This window comes from Burkholderia sp. AU45388 (assembly GCF_030481585.1).
GTDB classification, from domain to species: Bacteria; Pseudomonadota; Gammaproteobacteria; order Burkholderiales; family Burkholderiaceae; genus Burkholderia; species Burkholderia sola.
In genome coordinates this window covers 394,831-406,897 of the sequence record NZ_JAUJPV010000003.1, presented here as the reverse complement: position 1 = coordinate 406,897, position 12,067 = coordinate 394,831, and the positions used below count along the sequence as shown (strand labels likewise).

The following is a 12,067-nucleotide window of genomic DNA, read 5'->3' as shown; positions in this document are numbered from 1 at the left end:
ACGTCGAAGCGCCGCCCCGGCCCGGCGCGCCGATCACGCGCGCGACGCGGCCGGCACGCCGGAGTCGGCCGACAGGATGCGCTTCATCTCGTCGCGCACGATCGCGCGGCAGCCGCACGACATTTTCTCGAGGCCGTCGAGGTCCGCGAGCTCGATCGAGCTGCGGTATTGCCGGATCAGGCCGAGCTTCTGGATTTCGCCCGCGGCGTCCGTGACCGTTTCGCGCCGCACGCCGAGCATTTGCGCGAGCATGCTGTGCGTCACCTGGATCTCGATGCTGCGCGTGCGGTCGAACGCGAGCAGAAACCATCTGCATAACTGATGTTTGAGCACGTGATGACGGCTGCAGAACGTGATCTGCGCGACTTGCGCCATCAGCAGCCGCACGCACACGAACACGAGATGGCGGATCACCGGCGACGCCTCGAACGCGGCCGCGAAGACGCGCCGGTCGAGCCGGTAGACGAAGCCGTCGCGGCACGCGACCGCGCGGCAGGGCATCCGGCCGCTGCCGCCGATCACGTCGTCGCAGACCACGCTTTCGCTGCCGATCTCCGCGACTTCCAGCGTCATGCCGCCGGACGACACGTACTGCAGCGAAATCGCGGTCGTGACCGGCAGGTAGACCGCGGCGAGCATTTCGCCGGGTTCGCACAGCACCTGCCCGGATTTCAGGTGAACGAGTTGCAGGTGGGGCCTCAGCGTGGCGAGTTCGTCGCGGTCGATGGCCGCGAGAAACCGGTTGGCGTCGAAGCTGTGGGAAAGCTCGATCATGCCGTTCGCATAGGCGACGGCTTCGGCGGCCTGATGAGTCACGGCGCATCCTCGCAGGTGGGGGTCGCGCGTCGCTTCGGCGAAGTCCGGAATGGAAATCGCACGATCGTGCGGACTTTGTTGATCAAAAAAAAGCGGAATGACGATACTCGCAAAAAAGGCTAGCACGCAATTGAATTCAGCCAATTCCACATTTGGCCATTTCACAAAGTTTGACGATTTAGACTGGGCGCAAACGTTATATCGATTTAAGGATTCCTTTCTCTGGAATTAATCATCCGGAAATGGAATCGTGAGCTTGCTCGTCATTCTATGTCGACTGGAATCAATCGGACAACGTGACGAATCGTACAGCTAAAGTGGCAAGAAGACATTGAACATTATTTGACAAATAAATGGGGCTCGCCTGATTTTTCATTTATATCAATGGCTTGCGAGTGATGTGTGCGGTAGTGGACAGAGCCGGGAATTAGTGTGCCGATTCAAATTTGAGACAGTTTGAAACGAGCGTGTGCGCCGCGGCGACGCCGGGAAATGCTGCGCCGCACATCACGGAAACAATTGAAAATCGGCCGTAAGTATTTGAACGATAAGCGTCACGGCCGCCACACCACCATCCTGATCCGGCGCGCGGGAATTGATCAGTCGAATGCGTGCTGTGTCCGCCGCATGGGGGAGTGTCCGGAAATGAGACGTTTTTTCGGCTTTGGGGCCGGTTATTCGGGGGCTCTAAATCGGACGTGATTCATATATTAAGGACGGGCGGCTATTGGCACGTAAATCGCTTATTCGGGATGGCGTGTCGAAACGGGGCGGTCGACTTAATTCGGCGTTGACAAGCCGATGATCAGTCGGATTCAGGGTTGTGGGCCGCAACCGCTGTCAATGTCCGGGCGCGCATCGCGATAACGAGTTCCGTGCCTACTGCTGGTGGCGCGGACGATAAAAGGGATACAGACATGCTTCATCTTCACTCGAGCTATTCGGCGAACGCCATTCTTGCTGCCCTCCCGGAGGACAGCATCCGCGCCATCGCCCCGCATCTCGAACTGGTCAGGATCAAGGCCGGGATGCTCGACCGGGTCGGCGAGCCGATGCGTCATCTGCATTTTCCGACGACGGCGATGATGTCGGTGCAGCACCTGATGGAGGACGGTGCGATGGTCGAGGTGGCGGTGGTCGGCCGCGAGGGCGTGGTCGGGCTGGGGACGCTGGTCGGCGGCATCGCCGCGTCGAGCCGGGTCGAGGTGCGCATCGGCGGAATGGCCTTTCGCGTGCCGAGCTGCGTGATGCGCGCCGAATTCGAGCGGTCGGCGCAGACCTACCGGCTGTTGCTCAACATCTGTCAGGCGACGATGGCGCAGATTTCGCGCAGCGCGCTGTGCAACCGGCATCACTCGGTCAGCGAGCAGCTCAGCCGCTGGTTGCTGCTCGCGCACGACCGGATCGACGGCGACGAGCTGGCCGTCACCCAGCAGACGATCGCGAACATGCTCGGCGTGCGGCGCGAGGGCGTGACGGAAGCGGCCGGAAACCTGCAGGAAGCCGGGTTGATCCGGCAACGCCGTGGCCGCATCACGGTGCTCGACCGCGACGGCCTCGAACATCACGCGTGCGAATGCTACAACCTGATTCGCGCCGACTATCGGCGGTTGCTCGGCACGCGCGAGCATGCGAGGCCGACGACGGTTCGCCCGCGCATGCCGGACGCGCACCGCGGATTCCCCGTACACGGTGCGTGACGATGCAGTCGATGTCCGGTGGAACGAATGCGATCCGGCGTGCCGCGATCGCGGCGGCCGACGTCGTGCTCGTGCTGGCCGGGGCGCTCGCCGCGCAGGCGGCGTCGGGGCTCGGCTGGCATGCGCTGTCCGACGCGCAGCGCGGCGCGATCGCGCTGCTGTGCGTGCTGACGGTGGCGCTGCTGCCGCGCTACCTGCGCACCGTGCGCGGCGGCGTGGCGGTGCAGGGCGGCGCGCACGTGCTGACGCACACGCTGGTGGCGGTGGTGTGCGCGAGTGTGCTGACGGTGGCCGGCACGATGTGGATCATGAATCGCGGCGGCACGGTGACGACCCGCTGGATCGCGCGCACGGTGCTGGCCGGCGACGCGGCGCTGCTGCTCGGCCGCGCGGCGCTGCTGGCGCTCGCATTGACGCGCGGCGACTCGCGTGCGCGCCAGCGCCGTGTTGCCGTCGTCGGCGCAACGGCTTACGGGCGCGTGGCGATCGAGCGGATGCAACTCGCGCCGAACGGCCCCTTCGCGGCCGCGTGCGTATTCGACGACGATGCGCCGGCCGCCGCGGGCGGCATCGGCGGCGTACCGGTGATCGCCGACTGGAACGCGTTGCGCGACCGGATTCGCGGCGGCGACATCGACGAGGTGTGGCTCACGCTGCCGATGTCGCACGAGTGGCGGATCCAGCGCATCGTGCGCGAGTTGCGCGACGAGTTCGTCGAGTTGCGGCTGCTTCCCGACGTGCGGCAGATGGCGGTGGTCGATCGTTCCGCGACCGACGTGCTCGGCATGCCGGCGATCAATCTCGCGACCACGCCGCGCTCCGCGCCGGAGCTGTGGGCCAAGTTCGCGTTCGACCGGCTGTTCGCGTTCGGCGTGCTGATTCCGTTGCTGCCCCTGCTGACGATGCTCGCGATCGCGGTGAAGTTGTCGTCGCCGGGGCCCGTGCTATTCAGGCAACGTCGCAAGGGCGTCGACGGCCGCGAGTTCGATATCCTGAAGTTCCGGACGATGCGTGTGCATCGTGCGCAGCCGGGCGTCGTGCGGCAGGCGTCGCGCAACGATTCGCGCATCACGCGCGTCGGCGCGTTCCTGCGGCGCACGTCGCTCGACGAGCTGCCGCAGTTCTTCAACGTGCTGTTCGGGCAGATGTCGGTGGTCGGCCCGCGTCCGCACGCGATCGAGCACGACGACCTGTATCGGCAACTGATCGACTGCTACATGTACCGCTACCGCGTGCGGCCCGGCATCACAGGATGGGCGCAAGTGAACGGCTATCGCGGTGAAACGCGCAAGGTCGAGGCGATGGCGGCGCGCGTGAAGTTCGATCTGTTCTACATGCAAAACTGGAGCTTCTGGTTCGACATCAAGATCATCCTGCTGACGGTGGTGCGCGGCTTCATCGGGCGCAACGCGTTCTGAGGATCCCGAATGATTGCAGTGGCGTGCGGCGCGAGCGATCGTATCGACCGCGCGATGGCGGTTCGAGGGCGCGGAAAGAACCGAGGCGACCGCGCGGAAATTGCTGCGCTGCGGTTACGACGACGCGCTTCGCCGCGCGCGCCGTCGGGCGGGATTGCGCGTCCGTCCCCAGTTTTCGCACCGCTGCCGCTGCGCGAACGGCACGCTGATTCCGGTCAACACACGCGTGTTCAATGGGTTTATCCTGCGTCGCATGCGTCCGGCGTTTCGCGCGTCCGGCCACCCATCCGGATGCGACAGCGCAGGTCAGGCCTGCGCCGTCGCGCACCGGTGCGATACCGCGCGCCGCTCTTGTCTCGCGCGGAACCCGGAACAGGAGAGACGGCCATGTCGCTCGACCCACAACAACGGCAGACGCTGAAGCAGCGGCTGAACGAGAGCGAGCAGACGCTGCGCGCGGAGATCCGTGCGAGCGAAGACCAGCGCGCGTCGGAATCCTACGCGGAGCTTGCCGGCGCGGCGCCGGACGAGGGCGACGAGGCGAACGCGGACCTCTTCGTCGACGTCGACCATGCGTTGATCGGCATGAAGCTGACCGAGCTGCGCGCGATCGGCCGCGCGCAGCAGCGCATGCGCGACGGCAGTTACGGTGAATGCATCGACTGCGACGGCTCGGTCGGCTACCAGCGCTTGCTGGCGCGCCCGACCGCCGAACGCTGCACGCATTGCCAGTCGCTCTACGAACGGCGCTACGCGACGACACCGCGCGCATCGCTGTGACGTCGTGCGTGCGTCCGATCGCCGACTATGGCCGCGACATCCCGACGATGATCGCGAACGGCGACAATTCCGGGGGATTCCGTCGATCGGGCGCGGCTGGCTGACGCAGCATTACTGACCACGCGCACGCTCGCGCAACGGCGGCTGCTGCCGGCGCGCACGATGGGCGGTGCCGGCGCGCACGATGGGCGGTGCGGGCAGCGCGGGCGGCAGCGGCGCGACGCGGAGCCGCTCGAACGACGCGTGAACGCAACGCGGCCGCACGCGACGCGTTCGACGCATGCCGGCAAGGTCATCCGAGTACGCCGGTCGCCGGGACGTAGGGCAGGCCGAGCGCCAGCGCGACCGCTTCGTACGTGATGTGGCCGTCGCACACGTTCAGGCCCGCGCGCAAATGCGGATCGTCGAGCATCGCCTGTTTCCAGCCCTTGTCGGCGAGCGCGAGCGCATGGCCGAGCGTTGCATTGTTCAGCGCAAAGGTCGACGTGCGCGCGACCGCGCCGGGCATGTTCGCGACACAGTAGTGGACCACCCCGTCGACGACGAAGGTCGGCGCGGCGTGCGTGGTCGCATGCGAGGTCTCGAAGCATCCGCCCTGGTCGATCGCGACGTCGACGACGACCGCGCCCTTGCGCATCGTCGCGATCATGTCGCGCGTGACGAGCCGCGGCGCCGATGCGCCCGGCACGAGCACGGCGCCGATCACGACGTCGGCATCGCGTACGGCTTCGTCGACCGTATGCGCGTTCGAGCACACGGTCGCGATCCGGTTCGCGAACACGAGATCGAGCTGGCGCAGCCGGTTCACGTTGGTGTCGAGCACGGTGACGCGGGCGCCCAAGCCCACCGCCATCTGCAGCGCGCCGGTGCCGACCACACCGGCGCCGAGTACGACGACGTGCGCGGCCGGCACGCCGGGCACGCCGGCCATCAGCACGCCGCGGCCGCCGCGCGGGCTTTCGAGGTGGGTCGCCGCGACCTGGATCGACATGCGCCCCGCGACTTCGCTCATCGGCGCGAGCAACGGCAGGCCGCCGCCGGGGCCCGTCACGGTTTCGTATGCGATGCAGACCGCGCCGGATTTCACGAGCGCGGTGGCCTGGTCGGGATCGGGCGCGAGATGCAGGTACGTATAGAGGATCTGGCCGCGCCGCAGCATCGCGCATTCGGCCGGCTGCGGCTCCTTCACCTTGATGATCATGTCGGCGCGCGCGAAGATTTCGTCCGCGCCGTCGCCGAGCGATGCGCCCGCGGCCGTGTAGTCGTCGTCGAGCAGGCCGATCGCCGTGCCCGCGCCGCGCTGCACGAGCACCCGATGGCCGTGCCGCGTGAGTTCGCGCGCGCCGGCCGGCGTGAGGCCGACGCGGTATTCGTGGTTCTTGATCTCCTTCGGCACACCGATCAGCATGAGTCGCCTCCATGGCCTTCGTTGTCGTCGTCGTGCGGGTAGCCGCTTGCCAGCGGCGGGCCGACCGCAGTACTGGAATAACAGCGTAGTAGTGCCCCGAGGGAAGTCAAGCGGCCGGCCTGCGCGACGGCTCATGCGCACTGCAGCGCAGCATGCGCGGCGACCGGTTGCGACCGGAAGTCGCAATGCGCGCGCGGCCGGGTTTCGGTATCGTCTTGCGTGCCGCGAGGCGAGGCCGTGTGCCGACATCCTTTGCGCAAACGACGAGACGACGAGACGAGGACATTGATCGACATGACCGCTGCGTATTTCAGCGTGCCGACGCTTTGCGCCATCGCGTTCGTGCACGTCTACTGGGCGTTCGGCGGGCGGCGGGGCAAGCGTGCGGCCATTCCGGAGCAGGACGGCGTGCCGCTGTTGCGGCCGACTGCCGTCGGCACGCTTGCGGTCGCGATGGCACTGCTGGGCGGCGCAGGCGTGGTCGCCACGCGTGCCGGCTGGCTCGGCCGCAATGCGTATCCCTGCACGATCGCGTTCGCAGTCGTTGCGCTCGCATTGATCTTCGCGGTGCGGGCCGTCGGCGATTTCCGCTATGTCGGCTTCTTCAAACGGATACGCGGGTCGCGTTTCGCGCGGATGGACACGCTGTATTACTCGCCGCTGTGCGCGGCGCTGGCGTTGTCGATCGCGTCGATGTTCTGGCCGGGGTGAGTGGGGACTGGCGCGCGGCTCATGCCGTGCGCGTATCGATCGACTCGAGGTATTCGGCCGGCACGGCATCGGTCAGCCAGACGCCGTTTTCGGCGACGAAGAACGTATGGCCCTGCCGGTGCATGCGCCGCGCATCGACTTCGAGGATCGCGGGTACGCCGTAGCGCGTGCCGACGGCCAGCGCCGTGCGGATGTCCGCCGACAGATGCACGTGATGACGGGCGCCGGGTTTCAGCCCTTGCGCGCGAATCGAATCGAGGAAGCGCGTCGCCGTGCCGTGATAGAGGCGCTCGGGCGGCCGCGCGGCCGGATACCGGCGCTGCACGACGGGCGTCGAATGACCCTGCACGGCGCGGATGCGCCGGCCGTCGTCCGACAGCGCGAAGCGCTGCTTGTCGTTGGTGGCGCACACGCTTTCGATCGTCGCGCGATCGAGCCGGCGCCCGTGTCGGGCGGCGCCCGCGATCAGTTCATCGATATCGGCCCAGCCTTCGGCGTCCAGTTGCAGGCCGATGGCCTGCGGCTCGTGGCGCAACAGGTAGCTCAGGAATTGGCTGATGCCGGTCGCATCCGGTGCCGGCGATTTGTTTTTCTGGGTATTCGTGAGATGCGGAGGCCCAGAGCGCGCTGCCACTCGATGCCGTCATCTGATCGGGCGTCGCCGGAAAGCGACACGCGCGTGCCGCCACCCGATCCTTCGCCCGACCGGCGATGCTGTCCGCCATCTCGCCGTCCTTGCACATTCCGGCGTCCGGATTCCCCATTGTTGCCGATTTCGATGCAGTGAATTGCATTGGACCCTCTAGTAATGGAACCGGTTCCATCTATAATTCGCGGCACGCGTCGCCGGGCTTGAAAAAAGGTCGTGCGCGTTGCGCTTGCCGTGGGCCGATGTGACGTCTAAGTTGAACAAGCGTCATGGGCGATGACGGGCAGATGCGAGCCGATGCTGGTATTTGTCCGACGATAGGCCCGCGAAGAAGTCGATTCGCGTGCACGCCGCCGGCATCCGGGCGCGCCGCGCGGCTGCAATGGCGGCGTCCCGCGCATCGCGGCCGGACGCCTGCATCGACGTTGCGCGCAACACACGAAAGAACAGGGCGACCGGCCGCTTGCGGCACGGCTGCCTGCCGGGCACGCGGCGTGCGGAATGCGCGCGTCCGAACCCCGATCCCCAACGATCAACATCCGACCATGTCCACGCCACCTGACAAACCCAATTCGCGTCGTCGTTTCCTGCGCACATCGGTCGCGCTCGTGCCGATCGCGTCGGTCGCCGGCTGCGACCTGCGCTCGTCGTCGCCGTCCGCGACGACGGCCGGCAACGCGTCCACTGCCGCGGCCAGCGCCGACCGCGCGCCGTACAAGCCGACTTTTTTCGATGCGAAGGAATGGGCGTTCGTCCAGGCCGCCGTCGACCGGCTGATTCCGGCCGACGCCGAAGGCCCCGGCGCGCTCGAGGCCGGCGTGCCCGAATTCATCGATCGCCAGATGGAGACGCCGTATGCGCACGGCGCGACGTGGTACATGCAGGGGCCGTTCCAGCAGGGCGTGCCCGAGCTCGGCTACCAGTTGAAGCTGGTGCCGCGCGACATCTACCGGCTCGGCATCGCAGCGGTCAACCGTTATTGCGAGAAGGCGCACGGCAAGGCGTTCGCGGATCTCGACGCGCCGACGCGCGACGCCGTGCTCGGCGCGCTGGAGAAGGGCGGCGCGCAGATCGACGACGTCCCGCCCGGCGTGTTTCTCGGCCAGTTGCTGCAGAACACGCGCGAAGGCTACTTCTGCGATCCGGTGCATGGCGGCAATCGCGACATGGCCGCGTGGAAGATGATCGGTTTCCCGGGCGCGCGCGCGGACTTCATGGATTTCGTCAACCAGAGCGGCAAGCCCTATCCGTACGGCCCCGTCTCGATCAACGGGGAGCGCAGCTGATGGCCGCAGACAAGAAGCCGCACGTCGATGCGGTGATCGTCGGCTTCGGCTGGACCGGCGCGATCCTCGCGAAGGAATTGACCGAAGCGGGCCTGAACGTCGTCGCGCTCGAGCGCGGCGAATATCGCGACACCTATCCGGACGGCGCGTATCCGAACACGATCGACGAGCTGACCTACAACATCCGCAAGAAGCTGTTTCTCGACCTGTCGAAGACGACCGTGTCGATCCGCCACGGCCTGCAGGACACCGCGCTGCCGTACCGGCAGCTTGCGGCGTTCCTGCCGGGCGAAGGCGTCGGCGGCGCGGGGCTGCACTGGTCGGGCGTGCACTTCCGGATCACGCCGGAAGAGCTGCGCCTGCGCAGCCACTATGAAGAGCGCTACGGCAAGAAGTTCATCCCCGAAGGGATGACGATCCAGGATACGGGCGTGACCTACGACGAGCTCGAGCCGCATTTCGATTTCGCCGAGAAGGTGTTCGGCACGTCGGGGCAGGCGTACAAGGTCGGCGGCAAGGTAGTCGGCGACGGCAACGTGTTCGAGGCGAACCGCAGCGACAACTTCCCGCTGCCCGCGCAGCTCAATACGTATTCGGCGCAGCGCTTCTTCGATGCGGCGCACTCGCTCGGCCTGCATCCGTACCGGCTGCCATCGGCGAACACGTCGGGGCCGTACACGAACCCGTACGGCGTGCAGATGGGCCCGTGCAACTTCTGCGGCTACTGCAGCGGCTACGCGTGCTACATGTATTCGAAGGCGTCGCCGAACCTGAACATCCTGCCCGCGCTGAAGCAGGCGCCGAACTTCGAGCTGCGCTCGAAGTGCCACGTGTTGCGCGTGGACCTCGACGATACGAAGAAGCGCGCGACCGGCGTGACCTACGTCGATCCGGCCGGGCGCGAAGTGCACCAGCCGGCCGATCTGGTGATCGTGGCCGCGTTCCAGTATCACAACGTGCATCTGCTGCTGTTGTCGGGCATCGGCAAGCCGTACGACCCGATTTCGGGCGAAGGCGTGGTCGGCCGCAATTTCGCGTACCAGAACCTGTCGACGATCAAGGCGTTCTTCGACAAGGATACCTACACGAATCCGTTCATCGGCGCGGGCGGCAACGGCGTCGCGGTGGACGACTTCAACGCGGACAACTTCGACCACGGCCCGCTCGGTTTCGTCGGCGGTTCGCCGCTGTGGGTGAACCAGGCCGGCGTGAAGCCGATCAGCGGCATCGCGACGCCGCCCGGCACGCCGCAGTGGGGCTCGGCGTGGAAGAAGGCCGTCAAGGACAACTACGCGCACACGATCTCGATGGACGCGCACGGCACCAACATGTCGTACCGCGACGTGTATCTCGACCTCGATCCTACCTATCGCGATTCGTACGGCCAGCCGCTGTTGCGGATGACGTTCGACTGGAAGGACAACGACATCAAGATGGCGCAGTACGTGACCGGGCAAATGAAGAAGATCGCGGAGGCGATGGGGCCGAAGGCGATCGGCGTGTCGACGCGCGAGTTCGGCAAGCACTTCGACTCGCGCCAGTACCAGACGACTCACCTCGTCGGCGGCGCGATCATGGGCACCGACCCGAAGACGAGCGTGCTGAACCGCTACCTGCAGTGCTGGGACGTGCACAACGTGTTCGTGATGGGTGCATCGGCGCTGCCGCAGGGCATCGGCTACAACCCGACCGGGATCATCGCGGCGCTGGCCTACTGGTCGGCACGTGCGATCCGCGAGCAATACCTGAAGAATCCCGCCCCGCTGGTGACCGTATGAAGAGGACGATGAACGACCACAACGCGGCGCGCCCGGTTTCCCCGCTGCGGCGCGCGCTGGCGATCGGCACGGCATGGGCGGCATTCGGTTTCGCGGGCGGCGCCGCGTCCGCGCAGCCGGCGTCCTCGCCGGCCGCGGCTTCGGGCCCGGCGGCCGCACCTGTCGCCCAGTCCGCCGACGCGGCGCTCGTCAAGCGCGGCGAATATCTGGCGCGCGCAGGCGACTGCATCGCCTGCCACACCGCGAGCGGCGGCAAGCCCTTTGCGGGCGGGCTGAAGTTCGACACGCCGATCGGCGCGATCTACTCGACGAACATCACGCCGGACGCGAAGACGGGCCTCGGCGGCTGGACCTACGAGGACTTCACTCGCGCGGTGCGCGAAGGCGTGCGCAAGAACGGCGACACGATGTATCCGGCGATGCCGTTCCCGTCGTACGCGCGGTTGACCGACGACGACATGAAGGCGCTCTATGCGTACTTCATGCACGGCGTCGCGCCGGTCGAGCACGAGAACCGCAAGGTCGACATCGTGTGGCCGCTGTCGATGCGCTGGCCGCTCGGCATCTGGCGCAAGCTGTTCGCGCCGTCGCCGAAGCCGTTCGACGCGGCGTCGTACACCGACCCGGTGGTCGCGCGCGGCGCGTACCTGGTGCAGGGGCTCGGCCACTGCGGCGCATGCCACACGCCGCGCGCGCCGACGATGCAGGAGCGCGGGCTGACCGACGCCGATGGCCTCGACTTCCTGGCCGGCGGCGCCGCGATCGATGGCTGGGTGCCGACGAGCCTGCGCGGCGAGCCGCGCACGGGCCTCGGCGCGTGGAACGAGACCGAGATCGTGCAGTTCCTGAAGACCGGCCGTACGCTGCGCACGGCCGCGTTCGGCGGGATGACGGACGTGGTCGGCCACAGCATGCAGCACATGACCGACGACGACCTGAACGCGATCGCGCGCTACCTGAAGACGTTGCCGCCGCGCGTGCAGGGCGAGCAGCCGCACGTGTACGACGCGGCCGCGGCGAAGGCGTTGCAGACCGGCGACGCGAGCAAGCCGGGCGCCGCCGTCTACCGCGACAACTGCATGGCCTGCCATCGCAGCGACGGCCACGGCTACACGCGCGTGTTCCCGGCGCTCGCCGGCAACCCGGTCGTGCAGGGCGACGATCCGACGTCGCTGATCCACGTCGTGCTGGAAGGCAGCGCGCTGCAGGGCACGCACACCGCGCCGTCGACTTTCACGATGCCGCCGTTCGGCTGGCGGCTGTCGGACCAGGAAGTCGCGGACGTGTCGAACTTCGTGCGCACGAGCTGGGGCAACACGGGCGCGCCGGTGACGCCCGCGCAGGTCGCGAAGGTGCGCAAGAGCGTACCGTCGACACGGCCCGAGCCGCCGCCGGGCGCGCGGTTCCCGCAAGCGTCGCGCTGACGGGAGCGGCGGGGCACGAGCCCCGCCTGCTGGCCGCCCCACGTCGGCGTGCGGCCGGACTCGCGACGCCTTTCCCTTCGCCGGGGTTGTACCCCGC

General features: G+C 67.2%; 10 protein-coding genes. 7 read left to right on the top strand and 3 right to left on the bottom strand.

What is annotated here, in order from left to right; translation table 11 throughout:
* Nucleotides 1-33: 33 nt before the first annotated feature.
* Complete coding sequence (locus tag QZM72_RS09300) at nucleotides 34-816, bottom strand: Crp/Fnr family transcriptional regulator (protein ID WP_179233509.1); 783 nt, start codon at nucleotides 814-816, stop codon at nucleotides 34-36.
* Nucleotides 817-1,733: 917 nt separating this feature from the next.
* Here QZM72_RS09300 and QZM72_RS09295 point away from each other — a divergent pair.
* From QZM72_RS09295 to QZM72_RS09285, 3 genes are all read left to right on the top strand, one after another.
* The gene (locus QZM72_RS09295) at nucleotides 1,734-2,516 is read left to right on the top strand and encodes a Crp/Fnr family transcriptional regulator (RefSeq protein ID WP_089469658.1); all 783 of its coding nucleotides are present in this window, start codon (nucleotides 1,734-1,736) and stop codon (nucleotides 2,514-2,516) included.
* 11 nt (nucleotides 2,517-2,527) lie between these two features.
* Nucleotides 2,528-3,934, top strand: coding sequence for an undecaprenyl-phosphate glucose phosphotransferase (locus tag QZM72_RS09290; protein WP_301737916.1), 1,407 nt, complete (start codon nucleotides 2,528-2,530; stop codon nucleotides 3,932-3,934).
* Nucleotides 3,935-4,321: 387 nt separating this feature from the next.
* On the top strand, nucleotides 4,322-4,714 hold the full coding sequence (locus QZM72_RS09285) for a TraR/DksA family transcriptional regulator (protein WP_089469659.1): 393 nt from the start codon (nucleotides 4,322-4,324) through the stop codon (nucleotides 4,712-4,714).
* A 292-nt stretch (nucleotides 4,715-5,006) separates the two neighbouring features.
* Here QZM72_RS09285 and ald read toward each other — a convergent pair whose 3' ends face one another.
* Nucleotides 5,007-6,122 (bottom strand): alanine dehydrogenase, encoded by a 1,116-nt coding sequence (ald, locus tag QZM72_RS09280; protein WP_301737915.1) that lies wholly within the window; start codon nucleotides 6,120-6,122, stop codon nucleotides 5,007-5,009.
* A 294-nt stretch (nucleotides 6,123-6,416) separates the two neighbouring features.
* Here ald and QZM72_RS09275 point away from each other — a divergent pair, with 294 nt between their 5' ends.
* On the top strand, nucleotides 6,417-6,833 hold the full coding sequence (locus tag QZM72_RS09275) for a DUF3995 domain-containing protein (RefSeq protein WP_301737914.1): 417 nt from the start codon (nucleotides 6,417-6,419) through the stop codon (nucleotides 6,831-6,833).
* A 19-nt stretch (nucleotides 6,834-6,852) separates the two neighbouring features.
* Here QZM72_RS09275 and QZM72_RS09270 read toward each other — a convergent pair whose 3' ends face one another.
* Nucleotides 6,853-7,392 (bottom strand): RNA 2'-phosphotransferase, encoded by a 540-nt coding sequence (locus QZM72_RS09270; RefSeq protein WP_301737960.1) that lies wholly within the window; start codon nucleotides 7,390-7,392, stop codon nucleotides 6,853-6,855.
* A gap of 635 nt (nucleotides 7,393-8,027) precedes the next feature.
* Here QZM72_RS09270 and QZM72_RS09265 point away from each other — a divergent pair.
* Genes QZM72_RS09265 through QZM72_RS09255 form a run of 3 tightly spaced genes read left to right on the top strand, consistent with a single transcriptional unit; the run spans nucleotide 8,028 to nucleotide 11,970 of the window.
* Nucleotides 8,028-8,768 carry a gluconate 2-dehydrogenase subunit 3 family protein gene (locus QZM72_RS09265; RefSeq protein WP_089436363.1) on the top strand — a complete coding sequence of 247 codons (741 nt, stop codon included), beginning with the start codon at nucleotides 8,028-8,030 and terminating at the stop codon, nucleotides 8,766-8,768.
* The gene (locus QZM72_RS09260; protein ID WP_011547848.1) at nucleotides 8,768-10,546 is read left to right on the top strand and encodes a GMC family oxidoreductase; all 1,779 of its coding nucleotides are present in this window, start codon (nucleotides 8,768-8,770) and stop codon (nucleotides 10,544-10,546) included. The genes QZM72_RS09265 and QZM72_RS09260 overlap by 1 nt, the downstream gene beginning before the upstream one ends.
* Nucleotides 10,543-11,970, top strand: a complete 1,428-nt coding sequence (locus QZM72_RS09255) for a cytochrome c (RefSeq protein ID WP_089469662.1) — start codon at nucleotides 10,543-10,545, stop codon at nucleotides 11,968-11,970. Before QZM72_RS09260 ends, QZM72_RS09255 begins: the two co-directional genes overlap by 4 nt.
* Nucleotides 11,971-12,067 lie beyond the last annotated feature (97 nt).

What these genes read in the sequence shown, in the direction of transcription:
- QZM72_RS09295 (WP_089469658.1), top strand. Translation starts at nt 1,734, where the DNA reads ATGCTTCATCTTCACTCGAGCTATTCGGCGAACGCCATTCTTGCTGCC.
- QZM72_RS09275 (WP_301737914.1), top strand. Translation starts at nt 6,417, where the DNA reads ATGACCGCTGCGTATTTCAGCGTGCCGACGCTTTGCGCCATCGCGTTC.
- ald (WP_301737915.1), bottom strand. Translation starts at nt 6,122, where the DNA reads ATGCTGATCGGTGTGCCGAAGGAGATCAAGAACCACGAATACCGCGTC.
- QZM72_RS09260 (WP_011547848.1), top strand. Translation starts at nt 8,768, where the DNA reads ATGGCCGCAGACAAGAAGCCGCACGTCGATGCGGTGATCGTCGGCTTC.
- QZM72_RS09255 (WP_089469662.1), top strand. Translation starts at nt 10,543, where the DNA reads ATGAAGAGGACGATGAACGACCACAACGCGGCGCGCCCGGTTTCCCCG.
- QZM72_RS09290 (WP_301737916.1), top strand. Translation starts at nt 2,528, where the DNA reads ATGTCCGGTGGAACGAATGCGATCCGGCGTGCCGCGATCGCGGCGGCC.
- QZM72_RS09285 (WP_089469659.1), top strand. Translation starts at nt 4,322, where the DNA reads ATGTCGCTCGACCCACAACAACGGCAGACGCTGAAGCAGCGGCTGAAC.
- QZM72_RS09265 (WP_089436363.1), top strand. Translation starts at nt 8,028, where the DNA reads ATGTCCACGCCACCTGACAAACCCAATTCGCGTCGTCGTTTCCTGCGC.